We start from the raw sequence: 21,521 nt of genomic DNA, 5'->3' as shown, positions 1-21,521 counted from the left end.
ACGAACCGGGAGAGCCGATGCCCACGACTGTTCTGCTCGTGATCGGCCTCGCGTTGTTCATCTGGGCGCTGTGGAGTCGTCTGTTCCGTCGGGCGAGCGTCAACGGGCCTATCGTCATGACGGCCATCGGCCTCGTCGCGGGCGCACTCCTGCCCACCCAGAACCTTCTCTTCATGGAGTCGAAGGTCACTCTGGTGCTGGCCGAGGTCGTGCTCGCGTATCTGCTCTTCGTCGACGCCCTCGATGTCCGGGGCTCGTTGCGCTCGCAGTTCACGGGTGTCCCGGCACGGCTCCTCGGCATCGGGCTGCCGCTCTCGCTGCTGCTCGTGCTCGCGGTCGGTCTGATCTTGCCGCTCGGGCTGTCGATCGCCGTGATCCTGGCGATCGCATGCATCGCGGTTCCTGCCGACTTCGCCCCCGAGACCTCGCTCGTCCGGGACAGTCGGGTACCCGCTCGGGTGCGTCGGTGGCTCAGTGTCGAGAGCGGTTACAACGACGGTCTCGTGTCGCCGTTGCTGCTCGGTGCCCTCGCTTTCGCCAGCGCGGGGGACACCGGCGACGCCGGACGAGCGTTCGCCGTCGCAGCGCCTGCCGGACTCATCGCCATCGTCGTGGGCGGGCTGCTCGGCCTCGCCATTGGAGCGACGACACGGTTCGCCGATGAGCGCGGCTGGACCGAGGCGCAGAGTATGCGCATCGCCTTCGTCGCCGCGCCGGTCATCGTCTTCGCAGCCGCGGTCATGCTCCACGGCAACGGCTTCGTGGCGGTGTTCGTGGCTGGGTTCGTGATTCGCCTTACGCGGGGGGCCAGCGGCATCCCGAGGGCCGAGCTCGCGCTCCTCGAGGACCTCAGCTGGCTCGCGAACCTGCTCCTGTGGCTGGCGTTCGGCTTCGCCGCCATCATCCTGCTCAGCGAGACCTACGATTGGTGGCCCGCCATCGTGCTCGCACTGGTGGCTCTGACCGTCGGGCGGTTCGTGCCGGTGGCTCTGGCTCTTCGCGGCAGCAACGCCACCGCGAAGGAACGATTCTTCATCGCCGCCATGGGCCCGCGCGGTGCGGCATCCATCGTCTTCGGGCTGATCGCGGCGAACGCTCTCCCCGGGGAGGACGGCTTCCTCGTGCTCGCCGCGACATGCATGGTGGTCCTCGGCAGCGTCGTCCTGCATGGGATCGGCGGTCCGCTGCTCGTTCGACGTCTGTGGGGCGCTCCGCACGGCGACCATCACCGACCGTTGATAGCGAAGGGCTCCGTATGAACATCGTCCGACGGGTCGATCTCAGACCCACCGACCCGAGCGACCGGATGTCGTTCGCCCGGCGTCTCCAGGCGGCGTTCGCCCTCGCCGTGACCGATCACGGTCCGAGCTCGGACGTCCCGACGCCGTCCGACCGTGAGGTGTTCGCCTCGTTCGACGACGCCGCATCGGAGGTGCTCGACATCGTGGCGGAGGGCGAGATCGTGGGCGGCGCGGTCGTCGCGGGCGACGACGATCGCCGCGCGCTCGAGCTCTTCTTCATCGATGCCGGTGCTCACGGGCGCGGGCTCGGGCGGACGGCCTGGCACGCGATCGAGGCGCGCTACCCGGACACCCGGATCTGGGAGACTCACACACCCCACTTCGAAGTGCGCAACATCCACTTCTACGTCAACGTGTGCGGCTTCCACATCGTCGAGTTCTTCCACCCCGGGCATCCGCTCGAACACCCCGGCGAGGCGCCGGCAGGAGAAAGCCCTGCGATCGAGGGGGACGAGGACGTACCGGAGTTGATGTTCCGGTTCGAGAAGGTGATGCCGCGCGCCGTTACGAGGCCGGCGCCTCCAGGGCGACCTTCGGCTTAGCCCAGGAGCGGCCGCGCGTGTCCTTGAGGATGTCGTACTCGACGTCGACGTGCGGTTCGATGGCGCTGTACTTGTCGTTCGGGGCGCCGATGACGAGCTGGAAGCCGAGTCCGCGCCATGCTCCGATCGCCCGCTTGGTGAAGTGCGCATCGGCCTTGATCAGGGCTTCGTCCATGAACACGGGCGCGTAGCGGGGGCGTTCGGCGCTGGCGTCGCCGAGCTGGTAGCGGAGGGCGGCGCCGACGATGAAGGCGATGAGCTCCTGTGACTCTCCGCCGGACTTCTCGCCGATGTGGTCGTAGAGCGCGACGTGCTTCTTCGTCACGGCATCCACGCGCTCGGCGCTCACGCGAACGTGGTTGCGCACGTCGATGAGGTCGCCGAAGTCGGGCGCCGAGCGCCGCATGTGCCCGATGAGGCGCGACATCCGGCGGTAGGCGTGTTCGCGCTCGTCATCCGTCGTGGCGTTCTCGATGAGCCCGCGCACCTCGCGCAGCTCACGCCGGAAGCGACGGCGGGGCTCGGACTGGTTCTCGCGCGTGGTGATCTGCAGGCGATGGTCGTCGTCGTAGAACGGCAGATCCTGCATGATGCGGTTGATCGGCTCGATGCGATCACGGATCTCGCGGATCGACCGACTGAGCGTCGAGTCGAGGTTCGTGAGGTCGTTGCCCGACAGCTTGAGCAGGCTGTCGCGCCACTCGGCCTCGAGCTCATGCAGTCCGCTGGTCTCGAGAGCGTGGAGAGCGCGTTCGAAGTCGTCGATCGAGGTGTCGGGGTCAGGCAGCAGATTCGGATTCGGCCACCGTTCGAGGAAGCTCACCATGATGCGCCGCAGGCTCTCCCGGCTCTCGTCGAGGGCATCGATGGCCGCGCGCCGGTCCTCTGCGAGGCGCTGCGCCGCCGTCGCGAGAGCCGCAGAGAAGCGGTGCAGCGCCTCGGACGGAGTGCCGTCCGAGGCCTGCCCATTGAGATGGAAGCGCTCGTCGAGGAACGCAGACTGCGCGGCGGTGAGGGTGCGCTCCGCCCGCTCGGCGTCGTCGAGCACGGACTGATCGGAATCGACGTCGTCGATCACCTCGGCCCACTGCGCCTCGATCTGATCACGCTCGATCGACACGCGGGCGATCTCGTCGCGCAGGTGGGAGATCCGGTCCTTGATGTCGGAGATCCTCCGCTGCACATCGGCGATCTCGGGGTTGGCGGCTGTGACGTCGCTCTGCACGCCGATCCAGCGATCCCGTTCCGCGGTGACCGCCTCGACGTCGACTTCTTCCCAGGTCAGGTCCGTGATCTTGGCGTAGACGGCAAGGCGCGAGTCGACGGTGTCGAGCGCGGTCTCGGCGGCCTTCCGCTCTCGGAGGGCGTCGTCGAGACGGCGGCGAGCGTCGTCGATGAGACGTGCCACGTCGTGCCGGCGTCGCTCGTTCGAGAACCCGAGAACGTTCTCGCGACCGTGGCCACCGTGCGCGCCGCGGTTGCCCTGCGCGACCTGTCCCGTGATCGTGAGCGCCATGCGATGCTTCGGCAGCTCGGCGCTGGAATCGACGCAGACGTATCCGTGACGGGTCTCGAGCCGCTCCTGCAGCCAACCGGTGAACGGCGAGCTCTGGTAGTCGAGGCGGCCCGGGAGCGTCTGCGGATCGAGGTTGGCGACCGGCTCCATGCCGGCGTGCACGCCCTCGAAACGCAATCGCACGGGGGTGTGGACCGATTCGATCGCCGCCCGGAAGCTTCCCAGGTGAGCGGTGTCGATCAGCACCGTTGTCGCGAAGCCGCCGAGCGCGAGGTTGAACGCCTCGCGCCACGGCTCGAACTCGGTGCGCACCTCGACGAGCTCGCCGACGAAGGGAAGGTCTGCGGTCGTGAGCCCGGCGGCCTCCGCCAGCCGCTCGCGCGACTCGTGCAGAGCGGGCGGGATGTTGCCGTGGCGAGACGCCACGCGCTGAGCCTCCGCCTCCAGTTCTGCGACCTCGATCCGCGCAGCTTTCGCTGTCGACGCGGCTTCAGCGAAGGCGGAGCGGGCACGCGCCTTCGCATCGGAGTCGGCGAGCTCTGCCCGCGCGCGGGAGATGAACGCGGTGAACTCGTCGCGGTTCGAGAGTTCGACGCCCAGACCGCGGAGGGCGGCGTCGAGCACCTCGCGGTGACGCCGGACGTCGGTGAGCCGCCGTTCCACCTCGCGCAATTCGCGCTGCGCCGTGGCCAGGCGATCGCCGCCGGAGAGCCGGAGCACGTCGATCAGGCCGTCGCGTTCGGCCTCGGCGCCGTCTGCGAGCGCACGCTTCTCGCGCAGCGTGACCTCGGCCGCGTTCTTGCGCTCGCGCAGCTCGGTCTCGACGTCGCGCAGCATCCCGAGGCGTCTGTCCGCTCGCCAGAGCGTGGCGAGCGAACCGGCATCCGAGAACGAGCCGACCTCGTCGATCAGGTTCACGCGCTCGGTCGCGGCGGCCATCTTCGCCCGCAACTGCGGGATGGGCGTGAGCGCGGTGACCTGCTGCCGGGCCGTCAGCATGCGCATGCGCGTGCTCTCGAGTCCGTCGAAGTGCGCGACGACGGCGTCGGCGGTCTCCATCGTCTCGGGCTCTTCGAGCACGAGACGCTTATAGAGGTCGTCGACGGTCGTGATCTGCTGGCCGGCCTGGATGCGCGCGAGCAGGCTCATCGCCTTGGCCCCGGCCCCTGCCGCCCCGATGCCCAGCACGGCATGCAGGCGGGCCGAGAACTCGCGGTCCGTTCCGACGGGCTCCAGACCCGCAGCGCGCACGGCGGAATCGGAGAGTCGCTGCGCGGCGGCCGGCTCGAGCGAGCGGAGATCGAAGGCCCGATCGGTCGTCGCCCGCACACGCACGGTGTCTTCGAGCACGCGTGCACTGGCCGGGATGTACCAGGCTCGCACCGCCGTGAACTGCGACCCGTCGTGATCGATCCACGTCATCGACACCGCGGTCCAGGTGTCTTCGCCGTCGCCACGGAGGACGGTCATCTTCGTGCCGTCCTCGGTGCGCGACTCGTCGATCTTGCCGCGGCCGTAGGACAGGATGTTGCGCTGCTCGGAACCGCGCGGACGCCCCGTGACGCCACCGTTCGAGGCGCCGTTGAAGGGAGTGGTGTGGGGCATCATGAGCGCAATGTACGCGTCCATGAGCGTGGACTTGCCCGACCCCGAGCCGCCGCACAGAAGAGTGGCACCGGGGGAGAAGCGCACGCGATGGGCGCCCTCGTAGCCGCCCCAGTTGATGAGCTGCAGGTCTTCGGCGAGCCACTGCTGGCCGCGGGATGCCGCCGGGATGAGCCCGAACAGCGTCTCGAGCATCGTCACAGCTCCTCCTCCTGAGGCTCGTCGTCTTCGTCGTCTTCGTCGGCCGCGACGCCACCGGTGTCGTCCGCCTCTGACCGGTCGCGCAGCCAATCGCGCAGTTCGCGCAGCTTCTCAGCGCTGAGGACGATCTCGACGAGCGGACTGATGCGGAAGCGTCCCGTCGTCTCCTCGTCGACGATGCCGTCGCGCGCGAGCCGGTCCATCGCTTTGCGGATCAGTCTCTGCCGCTTCGCGGTGTCGCCGTCGGCATCCGCGAAGTAGCTCATCACGGTCTGCTCGACGTCCTCGATGTCGACCCGGGCAGCCGGCTCACCGGCCGCCGACTCCCGCTGGTACACCGTGCGCAGGTGTACGAGGACGAGGGTCTCGGACCGCGTGTATGCGGCATCCCGAAGCAGGATCGGAACATCGAGCTCGTCTGAGCGCACCTGCTGCTTGTAGGCGACGCCCCGGTCGTGGTCGATCACGAGCCGCACGAACAGGTCGTTGAGGCGCGATTCGATGAGCTGCTGGTTGTCGAGCAGGGCCGTCCACTCCTCGCGGTTGCGGTCCGCGAGCACGAACCGTCGCTGCAGCAGGTGGACGAGCACGCGGCGCACCGCGGGATCGAGCACCCCGCGATCGCCGGGGAAGAGCTCGCCGAGGTCGTCCTCCATCGCAGCGGGCTCGACGAATGCGCCGTCACCCGGGGCCTCGTCTTCGGCTGTGCCGAGGCTGGCGGTGTCAGTCATCGTCGGGCTCCTTCGAGGTGCGGGCGGTCACGGATCCGAAGGCGAAGCGCCGTGTCGTCCCGTCGGGGCGACGCGCCTCGACCACCGAGAGGTCGTCACCCTCGCGCATGCCGTTGCGGTGGGCGATCTCGAGCAGGCCCACGAGGTCGACCGGGCGGCGCACGTCGTCGTCCGCGGCGAGGAATGCCGCGCCGAGGTCGAACTCCTCGCCGAGGGCCGCGACGTGTGCCTCGAGCTCGGCGTAGCGTGGACCGCCCCAGGCCCGCGTATCGGCATCCAGCATCTGGGCGTCTTCGTCGGACGCTGTCAACGGCGCCGGTGTGCGCGGCGGTCGGATGTCGGTCGTCGACTGCCGCAGGTGGCGGATGTCGGCTGCGGGCAGGCTGCGGATCATGTCGACGGTGGCCTCGGATGACGTGCTGTGCGTCCAGGCTTGCAGACCGGCCATGACATCGCGCAGCAGATCGTCGACGTGGCGATCGCGGATGGGGTCGTGCGTGCGCACCTGCGCGGTGATGACCCGCGACGCACGGCGCTGCGCGGTCAGCACCTCTTCGACGCCGAGTTCGACGCGCCTCGAGATCGCGTCGAGCTCGGCGCGCTGCTCGGCGTCCATGAGACGCGCGAAGGGCTGTGTGAGCAGGGTGTGCAGCTGGTCTGTGAGGCTGTCGATGCGCTCGGGATCGCCGATCAGCCGGAGCGCGCCGGCGAACGCCCGGCCTTCCGGCGTCGACTGCATGACGTACTGTCCGCGCTGCAGGTACTCGCGCAGCACCTCGCCGGTGGGTCGCACGTCGCGCCGGAGGTCGGCGATGACATCGCGCTGCATGGCCTTGATCGACTCCGCGACGCGCGTGAAGTCGGCGGGCAGCTCGCGCGCGAGGTGCAGCACGTTCTCGGCCTCTTCGAGGAGCTGCTCATCGTCGATCGGCTCGGACTCCCCGACCTGAAGGCGCGCGATCTCGGCGTCGAGGGCATCGCGTTCGCGGATGAGGCGCGTGAGGCGCACCTCAGGGTCGGTCTCAGCGTGGTCGGAGAGCCGCTCGACGGCTTCCAGGAGGGTGCGGACACGGGAGTTCGAGACGCGGGTGCGTCCGCCTGTGGTGCGTCCGGTGATCTCCAGCGCGCCCACCGCGTGCGCCGTCAGCCGGTAGACCTCGGTGTCGTTCTCGATCTGAGGGACGAGCCAGCCGACGCGCACCCAGTAGCGACAGATCTCACGGGCGGTGCCCGCCGGGAGTTCGCGTTCGTTCTCGTCGTATCCCGCGGCTCGCAGTTCGTCGAGGATCTCCGCAACCTCGGCATGCGCGTCGGAGATCTCGACGGACGGCCGGTCGACGGAGAAGACGAGCGAGAGCGTCGCGACCACGAACGGCGCGTAGCGGCCGTGGAGGAGATCGAGCGTGGGGGTACGGAACGCCGACAACGCACGCACATATGCGGCCTCAGCGCGAGAACTTCCCATTCATACAACAGTATCCGGCGCGCCGACACCTAGCTGTCGCGTCAGATCCCGTCGAGCGTGGGCGGGAGAGCGAACACGAGCTCGTCGATCTCCTGAGTTTGGCGACGAAGACAGATCGAGGCTTGACCTTCAAAGAACCGGTTGGAGTCGGACCTTTGTCGTACCCCCCAGGGCGGGCCTGAAGGTGGTGCCGTCACAACCCTTCCTATGACTCGAAACCAGCATGGATCAGACGCGTGTTGGGCGCTGACCCGTGCGATTATTCCGCTCCCTCGCGTGCGCGTGCGAGGGCGCGTGGCCGTGGTCGACGCCTATGGCGACACCCTCAACACCTACATCGACCGAGCCGTGGGCGAACAGGCACCCGCGCGGCCGCGGGCGATGTACCTCCCGGGCGCCGATCAGCGCTTCCGGTTCCTCGCCTTCGACCTCGACGCGCACGGAGACGCCGCAGCGCCCCTGCGTGACCTGAACGTCCTCGCCGGATACCTCACGGACGCTGGCATCCCGTTCCTGGTCTGCGCGTCCGGTCCTGCCGGCGGCCGACACATCTGGATCGGCCTGGCCGACTCGATCGACGCCGACGCCGACGCCGACACCGTGGCCACGCTCAACCGTATCGTCAAGCACCTCTGCCCGAGCCTCGACCTCTCACCGCTTTCCAACCCCCGCATCGGCTGCGTGCGCCCTCCAGGAGCGCCCCACCGCGACGGAGGGGCATCCGTGCCACTCACCGGCTCCCTCGACGTCCTGACGGCCCCCCGGACCTCTGCCGCCGCGATTCGTGACCTCACCAGCCACCTGGCGGCCCTCGTCGACGACGCCGAGCCGGCAGACTCCGACCGGGCACGCCCCAGCGGCCCTATCCCGGTCGACGCCCACCGCCGCCTGTACCTGCCAGGCCAGCGCCGCGAGCTCCCCGCCGTCAGCGCTGCGGCCCTCCGGGAGCTCCCGGCCGGCGCCGATGCCTCAGCGCAGCTGTGCCGCGTTCTCGTCGGCGCGGCCGCCGCCAGGTGGCACCACGCCGACGTCGCCGCGCTCGTCGACGACGCAGCCGGCCTCGAGCACGTGCGCACACGCGCGACCCGCCCCGCGGCCGCGCCCCGCGTCGACGAGGCGTACAGGCCGCGATCCTCGCCCGGCAATGGGACAAGGCCGTACGGTACGTCGCTACCAGCGCACGTCAGATCGGCCTGCACACAGTGGGGAGGGCCGAGCTCGTTGATCGGCAGTCGAGCCGGCGTTGCCGGCACAGCATGGACCGTGGCGCCGCGCTATTGCGCGCCTGGCTCTTGCCCGTGAAGTCTCAGGATGACCGAGCTTTCAGAGTCAGCCTGCGCGTAGATCACGAATTCCCGATCTTGAGCGTGAGCTGTGGCCCACCTGAGCACATCATGGAAGCTACCGGCGTGCTCGAGCAGCCATTCGTCGCTGGCCCCGTCCCGCGACCAGAAGTCAACTCGATAGATCGGCCCGCCCACGACCTGCGACGCGTAGCGAGGGTCCACGCTTCGTGCTTTCAAAGAGCTCATGCGACTCAGATGGTCTTCCAAACGGTCTTAGTCTGGGAGCCGACCGTCGACAGCTGCCCCCCGACCTCGAAGTACCAGGTCGCGGTTGCCCTCCAGAACCCGGTTCCGCGGCCACCATTTTCTCCCTGCTTGGGTGTGTAGAACGTCTTACCCGTCCCATTGACGACCACGTTCTGCGTTAGTGAGCTGGATGCTCGGCTGGAGAACGACAAGTTCGAGGTGTTGTTGGCAGAGTTCGAGGGGGCGAAGTAGAGCGAGCCAGCATGCTTGATGTCTACAGTCGCAGGTGCGTTGCCAGTGCCACTGCACCAGATCTCCGTCTTGAAGATGGCGCCACCAGCTCCGGCCGAGTAATGAGGATCGCGGACGGCATTCGTGCTCGTCGTTCCCGCGCAGGTGACGCTGAAGCCAGTGGCACCTGCCCGCGTGATGGAGACTTCGAAATTGCCGTCGGCGTCGGCGGGGGTGACTACGGTCGTCTCGAGGGATTCGAGCGACGTGTCCATTCCCCGCTGTTCGTGGATCTGCTGGACCTCGTGCTCGATGGTGTCTTCGTCGATTCCCGATGCCGCCGTCGCCGCTCCTGCGGGGAGGCTCAGGGCGATCGCTGCCGAGACTGCGACCGCGAGAATTGTCCTAGATCTTGTTGCGATTCTCATGCGTCCTTCTTTTCCATCTCCAGGCATCGAACGGCTTTGGCTCAATGATGCTCATTGTGCCAAAATGCTCGTTCAGCCGTAAGTAGAAATTCGTGGTCTAGTCTGGTAGCCGCCATGTGTAGGAGGTCTTGGCTGGTCGCTCGGCGGCTTCCTTGTTCGTGGCCGAGGGCCTCACCACGCACCGCCGCACCGTCGGCGAGGCCACCCGCAACGGCAATGCCCGGGCGCACGAGATCGGCGGAATCGAGAGTCGCACCAGCAAGAAAACCTGGCGCTACCCCACCGCCCTCGACGCGGCGTACTTCACCCCGCTCGCCGCATGGGCTACAGCCTCAGCGACGTCAAGCAGATCGTCACCGCCGCTACGACCGACTGGTAAACCCCACTATTGCTACTACTGCCGGTGTTACCTCCATCCGCGCTCCCCGGGGGTAACACCGGTGGGCCCGCGTCGACGACCCGTGCCTCAGTCGACGGCGCTCCGCGCCGCGGCAGTCCCCAAGCGCCACCAAATACCCCCAGTTGGTGGGGCATGGTGCGGCCGCTCCCCCCCCGCCCCCAATGTGCACAGCCCAGCTGTCGCGGGGCTGGCCTGCACACAGTGGGGACGGCCGAGCTCGTCGACGAACCGGCGGAGGGCAGGGCCGAGCTCTGCGAGCTCGGTGGTCGAGCCGGCGTTGCCGGCACAGCATGGACCGCTACGCGGCCCGTTTTTTCGCCGTGAAGCCTTCAGCACTACGTGCCTTCACGGCAAAACAACAAAGGGAGAGAGAACACAGACATGGGCAACCAAGCACTCATCTCTGATCGTCGGGATCATGCTGACGAGCGTCGGTGACATCAGTTTCTGGCGCAGCGTCGTCACCGCGGCTGAGTCGACCGCGTCCTACGAGTCGAGTGCGGCGGTCTTGTGGCCCGTCGGGCTGGTGTCGATCGGCGCTGGGGTCCTCTCGCTCACTGCCACCGCGCTCGTGAAAGCCCTCGCAGGACCGCGCATACTCAGGAAGTGACCGGCCCGTTATCGAGCTGTCAGGTCAGATGCCGTCGAGCGTGGGCGGCAGCGCGAACACCAACTCGTCGATCTCTTCGCCGCGGGCGGGGGCGTAGGCGCGTTGCCGCCGGATCTCGCTGAAGCCGTTCTTGGTGAGAACGGCGATGGATGCCGCGTTGTCCGCGGCGACCCGGGCATAGAGCGGACGCTCCGCCTCGCGGGCCACGAGCAGGCGCAGCGCGGCCGAGGCGACACCGCGGCCCTGCGCGTTTCGGGTGATCCAGAAGGTGACCTCGCGGTCGCCGTCGACGGTGAACGCAGCGGCAGTGCCGGCAAAGCCGCCGTCATCGGTCACAACGAGCATCGAGACCCGGTCATCGGCGCGGTGTCGCTCGAGCCAGGTGTCGAACGCGTCGCGGTCGGAGGGGTCGTCGGCGGTGAAGGCGGCCTGGGAGACGGCATCCGGGTCGCGCATCATCTCGAAGACGGCATCTGCGTCGTCATCGTCGAAGGGGCGGAGATCCACGTGAGTCACACCGGCACGCTACGCGGATGAAATCCGTCTCATTTATGGGTATCGGTGCGGCGCGAGAATCAGTACAGTTGTCCCGTCACGCATCGCGTGACGTATCCGGGGGGATCCGTCGACGCCCGGGCGCTGCATTTCTGGCACGCAGCCCGGGCGTCGAATGGGGAGTTCCCCGATGCTCACTCTGCAGGCAGCAGCTGCGCCCGCAGGTCGTCGATGTCGGCCGCCACGGCGATCGCGCCGTCGGCCTCGTCGGGCGTGCTGAAGCCCCACGACACGAAGATGACCGGCACGTCGTTCGCGGCGCCGCCTTCGACGTCGTGGTGACGGTCTCCGATGAGAACGGGCCGCGAGACGTCGACGCCGTCGGCGGTCAGGCGCCGGAGAGCCTCCGCCACGATGTCCGACTTCGAGCTCAGCGTCTTCTCGTCGCTCGTCGCCCCGACGATCTCACGCAGCCGGGGCGCGAGACCGAAGTGCTCCATGAGCGCCCGCACCTGGATCTCGGGCTTGGAGCTCGCCGTCGACTGCGGCACGCCCGCCTCATCCAGCTCGACCATGAGGTCGGCGACGCCGGGGTAGAGGCGTGCTCCCGTCGTGTAGCCGTCGGCCTTGCCGAGCACGCGGTAGAACGACACCGCCTCGGTCGCCTTCTCGGGCGTCATCCCGAGGTTCGTCTGGAACGACTCGTGCATCGGCGGGCCGATCCAATGGATGAGTTCGTCGTGCGTCGGTGCCGGGTGACCGAAGTGCGCGAGCGTGATCGTGAGGCGGCGGAGGATGCCCTCGGAAGCGTCGACGACCGTGCCGTCGATGTCCCACAGGACGCAGGAGAACGGCGATCGGGTCATAGGTCCCACCCTATGTGCGCGATGACACGGAGTACGGCGTGAGGGTGCCGTCGACCATCTCCAGAACGCGGTCGCAGTGCTCGAGGACGTCATGGTCGTGGGTCACCATGACGACGGCCACATCGGAGCGATGCGCCTGATCGGCGAGAAGCTGAACGACCTCGTGACTGCGCGCGCGGTCGAGCGCCGCGGTCGGTTCGTCCACGAGCAGAAGCGCCGGGGAGTTGACGAGCGCGCGGGCGATGCCGACCCGCTGCCGCTCACCGCCGGAGAGCTGACCGGGGCGGTGGTTCGCCCGATGGCTCATGCCGACCGCCTCGAGGAGCGGTGCGGGGTCGACCGAGGAGTTGCCGGCGATCCGTCCCGCGAGGCGGAGCTGATCGGCCGCGGAGAGGGCGGGGATGAGGTTGCCCGACTGGAACACGAAGCCGATCGTGTTGCGGCGGAAACGCGCGGCCGCGTTGTTGCCCAACGTCGCGAGGTCGGTGCCCTTCACCCGAACGGTGCCCGAGTCGGCGGTCGTCAGGGCGCCGGCCACCGCGAGCAGCGACGACTTGCCCGAGCCGGACGGTCCGACGATGGCCACGAACTCGCCGGAGGGCACGGTGAGCGAGACGCCGTCGAGGGCGCGGATGCGGGTGTCGCCGTCTCCTCGTTCGAGGGTGACATCGCGGATGTCGAGAGCGGCGGTACGTGTGCGGGTGGTGGTGGTCATCGCTGTCCTCCGAGGGCGGTGAGGGGGTCGACGCGGGAGATGCGGAGCACCGCCGCGGCCGCGCCGACGAGCCCGAGGGCGATGGTCAGCACGCTGGCGATCGCGATCGGCCCGGCCTCGAGGTCGAAGGGCATCGCGTCGGGCATGAGGGCGCCGAGCCCCACGCCGGCGCCGATACCGATCGCGGTGAACCCGACGAGAAGGATCGCGGCCTGGGCCATGCTGTCGCGCAGGAGGTATGCCCGCGAGGCGCCGACGGCGCGGAGGATCGCGATCTCGCCCGTGCGCTGGATCGTCCAGACGGTGAAGAACGCGCCGACCACGAGCGCGCAGATGGCGTAGAGGAAGACCTGGATCATCATCAGCGTGAGGGTCTCGGCTTCGTAGCCGGGGGAGGCGTTGAACGACTCGGTGCGCGACATCGACATCGTGCCGGCCGCTTCGTCGATGACCGCGAGGTCGGTCTCGGCGGGCGCCTCGACCGCGACCACGCTGGAGTAGTCGTAGTCGAGAGCCGCGATCTGGGCGGCCGTCGGGGCTCCGGGCTGGGCGGTGTTCGACGCGATCAGACGCCAGGTGTCGATCGGGAGGTAGGCGACGTCGACGTGTCCGAAGGTCGCCTGACCCTCGGTGAAGCCGACGACGGTGAGCTCGAGTCCGATGCGGTCGAGCGTAATCACGGTGCCGAGCTCGACGCCCTCGCCAGCCAGCGGTTCGGAGACGACGATGCCGGCGAGGTCATCGCTCACCGAGGTGCCGCTCGACACGGACGGGGCGAGGAAGCCCCCCGGGTCGATCCCGAAGAGCGTGAGGTCGATCTGCTCGTCGTCAACCGTCGTCCCGTTGACGATGCTCACGCCCATGGGCTCGGCCTCGTCGACCCCGTCGGCGTCGCGCCAGGCGGCGAGCTGCTCGCCGTCGACGAGCGAGCGGCTGAAGGCGTTATCGGTGATCGTGCCTTCGTCGAAGGCGAAGGCGGTGGCGCGCATCGACTTGAGTCCGGAGACTCCGTCGTTCACGAGACCGGAAGAGAGGCCCGAGAGCAGCACGACGAGCACGGCGATCAGAGCGATCACGACACCCATCAGTGTGAACCGGCCTCGGGCGAACCGCAGTTCGCGCACAGCGAGGAACATCATCACGTCCTAAGGGGAGGAAGGTGGCGGGCGCCACCGAGCCGACACACTGTCGGCATTTTCCTGACAGTGTGTCACCAACCTTGGACGAGGTCAAATGTCGCCGTGCACGCCCCTATCGAGAACCGCGATGACGCTGGCAATCACGTCGTCGGCATCGACCCCGTGTTCGACGAGCTGCATCCCGGCGTTGATGACGCCCTGCACGAGCGCCGCCTGGGTCGCGGCATCCGGGATCCGGAGCTCTTCGAGAAGGTGGCGAAGCGGCGCGGTGAGCGCGTCGTGCATCGCCATGATCGCCTCGACGTTCTTCGGCGAGATGTCGGTCTGTTGCAGTCCTGTGGCGAGCGTGTGCTTTCCGTCGGCCGTCATCCGGATCGTCGCGGTGACGTAGGCGTGGAGGCGATCGCGGCCCGGTCCGGCGACATCCATCGCGGTCTGGAGCTCGGCACCCCACTCGTCGAACGCCTGCATCGCGATCGCGGCGAGGAGGTCGTCCTTCGACGGGAAGTACTCGTAGAAGCTCGAGCGGGAGAGCCCGGCCCTCTCGCAGACGGATCGGGGCGTGATCGCGGCGACGCCGGCCTCTGCGATGATCCCCTTCGCCGAGGCGAGGAGCGCCTCATGTTGCGCGACGCGGTGTTCCGCGACGGTCGGGGCGGTGATCTTCGGCACGGCCCCATTATGGTTCTCGTCGATAAGACCCGCCCGGCCCGGTCGCCGTGTGGCGGGAATGTCTCGCCCGCTTCGCGCGCTGACATCTCCATGACGACATCCAGCACGTCCTCAGCCCGCGCTTCCGGAACTTTCCGCATCGGCGGCGACCTCGAGGTCAACCGCCTCGGCTACGGCACGATGCAGCTCACCGGCCCCGGCGTCTGGGGCCCACCGAAGGACCACGACGAGGCGATCCGCGTTCTCAAGCGCGCCGTCGACCTCGGCGTGAACTTCTTCGACACCGCCGACTCGTACGGCCCCTACGTCGCAGAGGAGCTCCTCAAGGAGGCCCTCCACCCCTACGGCGACGACATCGTGATCGCCACGAAGGCGGGGCTCACGCGCACCGGACCCAACGAATGGCCGCCGCTCGGACGCCCCGAGTACCTCCGTCAGGAAGCCGAGATGAGCCTCCGCCGCCTCGGTCTGGAGCGCATCGACCTCTTCCAGCTGCACCGCATCGACCCGCAGGTTCCGCTCGAGGACCAGGTCGGCGAACTGAAGAAGCTCCAGGACGAAGGCAAGATCCGCCACATCGGGCTCTCCGAGGTCACTGTCGATCAGGTGAAGGCGGCGCAGCAGATCGCGACGATCGTCTCGGTGCAGAACCTCTACAACCTGCAGAAGCGGGATGCCGAAGAGCTGCTCGATTGGTCGACGGAGCAGGGCATCGGCTTCATTCCGTGGTTCCCGCTCGCCACCGGCGGTCTCACCGGCGCAGACTCGCCTCTCAGCGAGCTCGCCGAGCGCAAGCAGGCATCCCCGGCCCAGATCGCGCTCGCCTGGCTGCTGAAGCGCTCGCCGGTGATGCTGCCGATCCCCGGCACCTCCAGCGTCGCCCACCTCGAGGACAACCTCCGCGGCGCAGAGATCGAGCTCACCGACGACGAGTTCGACGAGCTCTCGAAGCTCGGAGCCTGACGGGCTCGGGCTGAGAGGCTCGGGCGCGCCGCGTCAGAACAGGCGCGGCGCGCCCGACTCGATGCCCTTCATGGCGTCATAGTCGAGCGTGACGCAGCGGATGCCGCGGTCGGTGGCGAGCACCTTCGCCTGCGGCTTGATCTCCTGCGCCGCGAACACTCCCGTCACGGGCGCGAGGTGCGGGTCTCGGCCGAGCAGCTCGAGATAGCGCGTGAGCTGCTCGACGCCATCGATGTCGCCGCGGCGCTTGACCTCGACGGCGATCGTTCCGCCCGCGGGATCGCGCAGCAGCAGGTCGACCGGGCCGATCGCGGTCGGGAACTCGCGGCGGACGAGCGTCAGGTCTTCACCGATGACCTCGACCTGCTCCGCGAGCAGACGCTGCAAGTCGGCCTCGACGCCGTCCTTGATGAGCCCGGGGTCGACGCCGAGCTCGTGCGACGAGTCGTGGATCATCTCGTAGATGCGCACCACGAGGGTGTCGCCCGACTTCGCGTGGGTCACCCGCCACTGCTCGACGACCTGCTCCTCGACATCCGGATCATCCTCGGGCGTCTCGACCGTGAGCGTGCACGGCGGGCTCATCCAGTTCAGGGGCTTGTACGAGCCGCCGTCGGAGTGCACGAGCAGGCTGCCGTCGCCTTTGTGCACCAGCAACCGGGTAGCCAGCGGAAGGTGAGCATTGAGGCGCCCCGTGTACTGAACGGAGCAGCGGGCGATGACGAGACGCACCCGTCGAGCCTAAGCGCTATCCCTGCGCGGTGTCGGCCTCGGCGACGGAGAGCTCGTAGATGATCTCGAGACCATCCTCGTCATCCCACTGCTCGCCGCGCTCGACGAACCCGTAACCGTCGATGAGCGCTCGTGACGCGACGTTGTCGGGGCTGATGGTCGCGCGCACGGTGCGCACGTCGGGATGGGTGCGTGCCACGTCGAGCAGGATCTCGAGAGCCTTCCGCGCATAACCCCGCCGTCGCAGGGCCGGGTCGACGCGATACCCGACTTCGACCATGCCGTTCGCGTCCGGCGGTCCGTGGAAGCCGGCCACACCGACGGCGGCGTCGAGGTGGGGATCGATGATGAGCCGGGTGATCCAGGGGGCGTCGCCGGGGGAATCGCTGACCTGGGCGCTGCGGTGCCGCCAGAGCCAGTCGCATTCCGGTCCGGTGAGGAACGGGGTCGCGTAGGTCGGGTCGAGTTGCGCTGTGTGACCCGATCCGAGGGCGTGGAGCGCCGGCTCGGGGACCATGTCGAGGTGGACGGCGGTGCCGGGGTCCGGGTGATGCCAGGGCTGTGTGGAGATCGTCATTGCGGATGATCCTGGCAGAGCAACGCCGCGGGCGCGCGCCCGCGTGTTCAGCCGAGATGCGCGGCGACGGTCGGGATGAGGATGGGCGCGTTGACGGCTGCGTGGAGCACCATGCAGGCGACGAGATTGCCGCGCCAGAGGTACAGCACGTAGATCGCCACGGTTCCACTCGCGTGATAGAGCAGCCATTCGGGTCCGAAGGTGAACAGATGCGGCACGACGAAGAAAGGAAGCGTCGTGGCGACGGCGACCCACCGACGTCCGGTCAGCTCGGTCAACCGTTCGAGCGGATAGCCGCGGTACAGGATCTCTTCGCAGACGGCGGCGCTCAGGATCATCGCGACGACCGCCAGGATCGGGAGCGCTGCGATGGTGGCGGAGCCGGAGTCGGGCGATGTCTGCGGACGGATCAGCTGCGCGAGCCAACTCCATGCCATCGCGCCGCCGAAAAGGATGAGTGCCCACTCGAGGTCTTTGCCCGTCGGTCGCACGATGCGCAGTGACGAGAGCCGACGCCGTTCGACACCGAAAACCCAGGCGATGACGAGCGCTGTCGCGAGCACGTTCCAGAAGATCGCGGCTGCCGGGCCGGTAAGACCGATGGCTGCGAGCGCGGGGCGGGGGTCGGTTCCCGCCGCGCGGAGGATCGCCGGCAGCCACATGGGCGACCACGCGAGCCCGATGCCGACGAGCGCGATCGCCCACGAGAGAGCACGGGGGCGCGGGCGCTGGGGCTCTGCCGGCGCTGCCTCCGCTGGTGCTACGGCGGGGTTCGATTCTGATTCCACGACATCAGAGTAGCCACTCTAGAGTGATCGCTCTAGTAATGATTCGAGGGCTATCGTGGCTCCCGTGCCACGCCGCCGCGATCCAGAACGCTTCGAAGAGCGACGCTCGGTGATCCTGGATGCTGCGGCGGCCGAGTTCGCGGCATCCGGGTACGCGGCCGCCACCACCGCATCGATCTATCGTCGCGCGGGAGTGTCGTCGGGCACGCTGTTCCACTACTTCCCGACGAAGCTCGACCTCCTCCTCGGGGTACTGGAGCTGGGGCGCGCAGAGACGGTCCGAGCGCTCGCGGAGATTGCGGAGGCTGCCGCGGGCACGGACGCCGTACTGGCCTACGCCGCGCACGTCGAGGCGGAGCTCGCCGATGAGCTGTACCCCGGTCTGGTCCGCGCAATCGGCGACGTCGAGCGGCTCGAACCCGTGCGCGCAGCTCTCGCGGCCGAGACCGCGGCGATCGACGACTTCCTTGCGCGGAACCTCGTCCGCGCGCTCGACGAGGACCCCGCGACGTGCGCCGGCCAGGCCCGCGCGATCCGCTGGCTGCTCGATGGTGCAGCAGCCGACGCGCTCGCCGCGCCCGTCCCGCCCGGATCTCTCGTCGACGCGGTCCGCGCCCTGCTCGATGGCATGGGGGTGCTGCGGCCGAGGTCTTGAGCTGGCCGCGCCCCCAATCCGCGGGTTGTCCCGTCCTGCGTGGGTTGTGCCGTCGTCCGCCGGTTGTCCCGTCGTCAGGTTCAACTGCCGTTGAAGCCCCCGCAGGCCGTCGGCGAGCACGGTTGAGCCTGTCGGCGGGACGGCGCAGCTCCGAAAGCGGCCCGCAGCATCACATTGCAGGGGGCTCGGCCGCCTGCCTGGTCTGCCGCGTCGGCATGAGCCTCGGAGCTCGGGCATCAGCGGTGCCGTCACCAGGCTCAGCGGACGCGAGGGCGCCGCAGGCCGTCAGCGAGCACGGCTGAGCCTGTCGACGGGACAGGGTCGCTCCGCTCACGCGACCCCCGTGCGTCGTCGCGCCCGGATCCTCCGTCCTCTCGACAGGCTGCGCGGCTGTCGCGGCATCGTAAACCGACCCTGAGAACGGGCCGAGCCTGTCGACGGGACCTGTCAGTAGTGGCCCCTGCCGATCACGGCGTGCCGCACCCCGCCGCGCGGATCGGCGACGTCGTCGGCGAACTGGGGAATGACGTGGATGTGAGCGTGGAAAACCGTCTGCCCCGCGGCGACACCGTCGTTGAACCCGACGTTGTAGCCATCGGGGTGGTGACTCTCGGCGAGCTGCAGCTTGATCAGGCTGATGAGGCGCATCGCGTCGCGGAGCTCGTCCGCGGTCGCGTCGAACCAGCTCGCGATCGGCCGCTTCGGAATGACGAGCGTGTGCCCGGGCGACACCGGGTTGGCGTCGCGTATCGCGAAGACGAGATCGGCCTCGGCGACCCGGTCCGCCACGGGCACCATCTCGAACACCGAGCGCGACGTCATCCGTCCACTCAACCGGATCGGCGGTGAAGGTGCCAGCCCACCCGGCCGCACGGTCAACCGAGGTCCCAGTTCGGCCGGGAAAGGCGGCGGGATACCCGGCCCAAGTGGGACCTCGCGGCGCGGGACGGGTCAGTGGCGGCCGGCGCCGACCTTCGCTCCGGGAAGGGGCTTCGCGGCAGACGAGGCGAGGCCCGAGGCTGCGACGAGCACCACCAGGATGAACAGCGTCGGCAGCAGGCCGATGTGGTCGCTGATGAACCCGAGGACGGGTGGCCCGCACAGGAACGCGACGTAACCGATGGTCGCTGCGGCGCTCACTCGCGCGGCCGCGCGGGCCGGGTCGTCGGCGGCGGCCGACATGCCGAGCGGGAAGCCGAGCGACGCCCCGATGCCCCACAGTGCGGCGCCGACGAAGACGAGCGGCAGGTTCGGGGCCAGGATGAACAGCAGGATGCCGGCTGTCGCGGCCACCGCGAGCACGCGCAGCGTCGCGACGCGGCCGAAGCGGTCGACGAGGGGTCCACCGAAGACGCGGACGACCGTCATCGACACGCTGAAGACGGTGAGGGCCGCGGCGCCGATGGCGGCGGTTCCGCCCTCGTGCTCGACCACGCCGAGCGCTAGCCAGTCGTTGGCGCCGCCCTCGGCGAAGGCCATGCCGAGCATGATGATGCCGAGGGTGTAGGTCCGCGGCTCGCGCCAGGCCGACAGCGAGACCGCGAGGCGCTGACGCCAGCCGGGCGCGGGGCCGTCGACGGATGCCGCCTCCGGCGATGCGGTGTCGGCGGCGACGGCATCGGTGACCGCGCGACGCGGCACGTTCGCGATCGCGACGATCGCGAGCACGACGATGAATGCGGCGATGGTGACGGCGTGGACGGCGACACCGATGCGCAGGCTCGCGGCAATGGCGCCGAGCCCGGCGCCGATCACGGTTCCGAAGCTGAAGAACGCGTGAAACAGCGGCAGGATCGTCTTGCCCGACTGCGTCTCGATGGCGGCGCCGTCGACGTTCATCATGACGTCGAGGCATCCGTTGCCGAACCCGAAGAGCGCGAGGCCGACGATGAGCATCGCGTACGACTGGAAGAAGCCGCTGCCGAGCCCGAGGATCGCCAGCCCGATCGACAGGACGATCAGCACGCCGAACATGCCGGTGCGCGTACCGAGCCGCGCGATGATGACCGAGCTGGCCGAGAGCCCGAGGATCGAGGCGATCCCCATCGCGAGCAGCGCCAGACCGATCTCACGGTTCTCGATGCCCAGGTCTTCCTTGATCGTGGGTACGCGCGCGGCCCAGGTGGCGATGCTCAGGCCGCTCGCGGCGAAGATCGCGAAGACGGCATTGCGCCAGCGCAGGTAGACGGAACGGGAGAGCACATCGGTCACCGGGTCAGCGTACCGAATCGATTCGACGTTGCACTACGGCCAGGTACGATCGGGGCGTGAACGCACGTCGGCCCACCATCTCGGATGTCGCGCACGCGGCCGGGGTCTCGCCGTCGACGGCATCCGTCGTCTTCAGCGGCAAGACTCCCGTCAGCGACGCGACCCGGGCGAAGGTCCTCGCAGCCGCCGCCGAGCTCGGATACCTCGGCCCTGATCCGCGCGCGGCGTCGCTCCGGCGTGGCCGCAGCGGCATCATCGGCGTCGTCAGCGGCGGGCGGCTCGGGAGCGTCTTCGGCGATCCCGTCATGCGCACCACGATGGACGCGCTCGCCGACGCGGTCGCCCCGATCGGTGCCGGATTGCTGCTGCTGCGCGAGGGCAGTGTCGTCGCGGGCGAGCCGACGCTCATGACGGCGCCCATCGACGCGGCCGTGCTGATCGGATGCAGCGCGCTGCTGCGCGATCACCTCGCGAGCGTTCGCGCCCGCGGCATCCCGGTCGTCGTCATCGAGGGCGATGGGGGAGAGGGGGTGCCCCGCATCGCGCTCGACAACCGCGAGGCCCAGCGCCTGGCCGCGGAGCACGTGCAGGGCCTCGGTCATACGAACGTCGTCGCGGTGACGATGCCGGTGCGCTGGGGGTCGGAGTCGGGCTGGCTCTCGCACGACGACGAGCGCACGGCGTCGGTCGATGTGGTGGCCGACCGGCTCGCCGGATTCCGCGATGTGTTCCCGGATGCTGCCGCCTACGCAGCCGCCGACAGCTCGATCGACGCCGGTGCCGCGGTCGGTCGCGCCCTCTTCGCGGGCGGCGGACCCCACCCGACGGCCATCGTCGCGCAGAGCGACCTGCTCGCCGTGGGCGTGCTCCGCGCGGCAGAGGAAGCCGGACTGCGCGTACCCGACGATGTCAGCATCACGGGATTCGACGGCATCGTCGTCGATGGACTCGCGCCCTACGAGCTCACCACCCTCGTGCAGCCCGCGTGGCAGAAGGGACGGGCCGCAGGCGAAGCCGTGGCCGCGCTGCTCGGCGGCGACACGCCCGACTCGCAGTGGTTCACCAGTACGTTCCGTCTCGGGAACACGACCGGGCCCGTGGCTGTCAAGTATTAGTTCGCGGGGAGCGGACCGTCATCCTGTCGGT

Annotated in this window: 21 protein-coding genes; 7 read left to right on the top strand and 14 right to left on the bottom strand. The window is 68.9% G+C overall.

Features of this window, described 5'->3' with window-relative positions:
• Nucleotides 1-17 precede the first annotated feature (17 nt).
• Both DEU36_RS09325 and DEU36_RS09320 read left to right on the top strand, forming a co-directional pair.
• Nucleotides 18-1,259 (top strand): cation:proton antiporter, encoded by a 1,242-nt coding sequence (locus DEU36_RS09325; protein WP_120264473.1) that lies wholly within the window; start codon nucleotides 18-20, stop codon nucleotides 1,257-1,259.
• On the top strand, nucleotides 1,256-1,843 hold the full coding sequence (locus DEU36_RS09320; RefSeq protein WP_120263902.1) for a GNAT family N-acetyltransferase: 588 nt from the start codon (nucleotides 1,256-1,258) through the stop codon (nucleotides 1,841-1,843). Before DEU36_RS09325 ends, DEU36_RS09320 begins: the two co-directional genes overlap by 4 nt.
• On the opposite strand, the gene DEU36_RS09315 is transcribed toward DEU36_RS09320, so the two are convergent.
• The 3 genes from DEU36_RS09315 to DEU36_RS09305 are packed head-to-tail and all read right to left on the bottom strand — an operon-like array spanning nucleotide 1,806 to nucleotide 7,361.
• Nucleotides 1,806-5,165 (bottom strand): ATP-binding protein, encoded by a 3,360-nt coding sequence (locus DEU36_RS09315; RefSeq protein ID WP_120263901.1) that lies wholly within the window; start codon nucleotides 5,163-5,165, stop codon nucleotides 1,806-1,808. The genes DEU36_RS09320 and DEU36_RS09315 overlap by 38 nt on opposite strands.
• The gene (locus tag DEU36_RS09310; RefSeq protein WP_120263900.1) at nucleotides 5,162-5,896 is read right to left on the bottom strand and encodes a DUF4194 domain-containing protein; all 735 of its coding nucleotides are present in this window, start codon (nucleotides 5,894-5,896) and stop codon (nucleotides 5,162-5,164) included. The genes DEU36_RS09315 and DEU36_RS09310 overlap by 4 nt, the downstream gene beginning before the upstream one ends.
• Nucleotides 5,889-7,361, bottom strand: coding sequence for a DUF3375 domain-containing protein (locus tag DEU36_RS09305; RefSeq protein WP_120263899.1), 1,473 nt, complete (start codon nucleotides 7,359-7,361; stop codon nucleotides 5,889-5,891). The genes DEU36_RS09310 and DEU36_RS09305 overlap by 8 nt, the downstream gene beginning before the upstream one ends.
• 294 nt (nucleotides 7,362-7,655) lie before the next feature.
• Between DEU36_RS09305 and DEU36_RS09300 the strand changes: the two genes are divergently transcribed.
• Nucleotides 7,656-8,663 (top strand): hypothetical protein, encoded by a 1,008-nt coding sequence (locus DEU36_RS09300; protein WP_120263898.1) that lies wholly within the window; start codon nucleotides 7,656-7,658, stop codon nucleotides 8,661-8,663.
• A gap of 235 nt (nucleotides 8,664-8,898) precedes the next feature.
• On the opposite strand, the gene DEU36_RS09295 is transcribed toward DEU36_RS09300, so the two are convergent.
• The gene (locus tag DEU36_RS09295; RefSeq protein WP_147374375.1) at nucleotides 8,899-9,552 is read right to left on the bottom strand and encodes a hypothetical protein; all 654 of its coding nucleotides are present in this window, start codon (nucleotides 9,550-9,552) and stop codon (nucleotides 8,899-8,901) included.
• Between the two features lie 818 nt (nucleotides 9,553-10,370).
• Here DEU36_RS09295 and DEU36_RS09290 point away from each other — a divergent pair.
• A complete protein-coding gene (locus DEU36_RS09290; RefSeq protein ID WP_120263896.1) occupies nucleotides 10,371-10,562 on the top strand; it encodes a hypothetical protein in 192 nt (63 codons plus the stop codon).
• 24 nt (nucleotides 10,563-10,586) lie between these two features.
• On the opposite strand, the gene DEU36_RS09285 is transcribed toward DEU36_RS09290, so the two are convergent.
• The 5 genes from DEU36_RS09285 to DEU36_RS09265 all read right to left on the bottom strand — a co-directional run bounded on the left by DEU36_RS09285 (nucleotide 10,587) and on the right by DEU36_RS09265 (nucleotide 14,449).
• Complete coding sequence (locus DEU36_RS09285) at nucleotides 10,587-11,078, bottom strand: GNAT family N-acetyltransferase (protein ID WP_120263895.1); 492 nt, start codon at nucleotides 11,076-11,078, stop codon at nucleotides 10,587-10,589.
• 173 nt (nucleotides 11,079-11,251) lie between these two features.
• Nucleotides 11,252-11,923 (bottom strand): HAD hydrolase-like protein, encoded by a 672-nt coding sequence (locus tag DEU36_RS09280; protein ID WP_120263894.1) that lies wholly within the window; start codon nucleotides 11,921-11,923, stop codon nucleotides 11,252-11,254.
• Nucleotides 11,924-11,933: 10 nt separating this feature from the next.
• A complete protein-coding gene (locus DEU36_RS09275; protein ID WP_120263893.1) occupies nucleotides 11,934-12,638 on the bottom strand; it encodes an ABC transporter ATP-binding protein in 705 nt (234 codons plus the stop codon).
• On the bottom strand, nucleotides 12,635-13,777 hold the full coding sequence (locus DEU36_RS09270; protein WP_259455353.1) for an ABC transporter permease: 1,143 nt from the start codon (nucleotides 13,775-13,777) through the stop codon (nucleotides 12,635-12,637). Before DEU36_RS09270 ends, DEU36_RS09275 begins: the two co-directional genes overlap by 4 nt.
• Before the next feature lie 90 nt (nucleotides 13,778-13,867).
• Nucleotides 13,868-14,449, bottom strand: coding sequence for a TetR/AcrR family transcriptional regulator (locus tag DEU36_RS09265; protein ID WP_183045329.1), 582 nt, complete (start codon nucleotides 14,447-14,449; stop codon nucleotides 13,868-13,870).
• A gap of 90 nt (nucleotides 14,450-14,539) precedes the next feature.
• On the opposite strand from DEU36_RS09265, the gene DEU36_RS09260 reads away from it, so the two are divergent.
• A complete protein-coding gene (locus DEU36_RS09260) occupies nucleotides 14,540-15,412 on the top strand; it encodes an aldo/keto reductase (RefSeq protein ID WP_120263891.1) in 873 nt (290 codons plus the stop codon).
• 33 nt (nucleotides 15,413-15,445) lie between these two features.
• Here the strand turns inward: DEU36_RS09260 and nucS are convergent, their stop codons facing one another.
• Genes nucS through DEU36_RS09245 form a run of 3 tightly spaced genes read right to left on the bottom strand, consistent with a single transcriptional unit; the run spans nucleotide 15,446 to nucleotide 17,509 of the window.
• The gene (nucS, locus tag DEU36_RS09255; RefSeq protein WP_091501312.1) at nucleotides 15,446-16,144 is read right to left on the bottom strand and encodes an endonuclease NucS; all 699 of its coding nucleotides are present in this window, start codon (nucleotides 16,142-16,144) and stop codon (nucleotides 15,446-15,448) included.
• Between the two features lie 16 nt (nucleotides 16,145-16,160).
• Nucleotides 16,161-16,721, bottom strand: a complete 561-nt coding sequence (locus DEU36_RS09250; RefSeq protein WP_120263890.1) for a GNAT family N-acetyltransferase — start codon at nucleotides 16,719-16,721, stop codon at nucleotides 16,161-16,163.
• A gap of 47 nt (nucleotides 16,722-16,768) precedes the next feature.
• On the bottom strand, nucleotides 16,769-17,509 hold the full coding sequence (locus DEU36_RS09245) for a CPBP family intramembrane glutamic endopeptidase (protein ID WP_120263889.1): 741 nt from the start codon (nucleotides 17,507-17,509) through the stop codon (nucleotides 16,769-16,771).
• Between the two features lie 64 nt (nucleotides 17,510-17,573).
• Here DEU36_RS09245 and DEU36_RS16205 point away from each other — a divergent pair, with 64 nt between their 5' ends.
• The gene (locus DEU36_RS16205) at nucleotides 17,574-18,164 is read left to right on the top strand and encodes a TetR/AcrR family transcriptional regulator (protein WP_220700909.1); all 591 of its coding nucleotides are present in this window, start codon (nucleotides 17,574-17,576) and stop codon (nucleotides 18,162-18,164) included.
• Nucleotides 18,165-18,611: 447 nt separating this feature from the next.
• Here the strand turns inward: DEU36_RS16205 and DEU36_RS09235 are convergent, their stop codons facing one another.
• Together DEU36_RS09235 and DEU36_RS09230 are read right to left on the bottom strand one after the other, a co-directional pair.
• Nucleotides 18,612-18,986, bottom strand: coding sequence for an HIT family protein (locus DEU36_RS09235; protein ID WP_120263888.1), 375 nt, complete (start codon nucleotides 18,984-18,986; stop codon nucleotides 18,612-18,614).
• Between the two features lie 129 nt (nucleotides 18,987-19,115).
• On the bottom strand, nucleotides 19,116-20,375 hold the full coding sequence (locus DEU36_RS09230; RefSeq protein WP_120263887.1) for an MFS transporter: 1,260 nt from the start codon (nucleotides 20,373-20,375) through the stop codon (nucleotides 19,116-19,118).
• 56 nt (nucleotides 20,376-20,431) lie between these two features.
• On the opposite strand from DEU36_RS09230, the gene DEU36_RS09225 reads away from it, so the two are divergent.
• A complete protein-coding gene (locus tag DEU36_RS09225; protein WP_120263886.1) occupies nucleotides 20,432-21,490 on the top strand; it encodes a LacI family DNA-binding transcriptional regulator in 1,059 nt (352 codons plus the stop codon).
• Nucleotides 21,491-21,521 lie beyond the last annotated feature (31 nt).

Source organism: Microbacterium sp. AG238 (genome assembly GCF_003610405.1).
Classification (GTDB): Bacteria; Actinomycetota; Actinomycetes; order Actinomycetales; family Microbacteriaceae; genus Microbacterium.
Note: the sequence above shows the minus strand (reverse complement) of the source record. Positions and strands in the feature narration are given on the sequence as shown.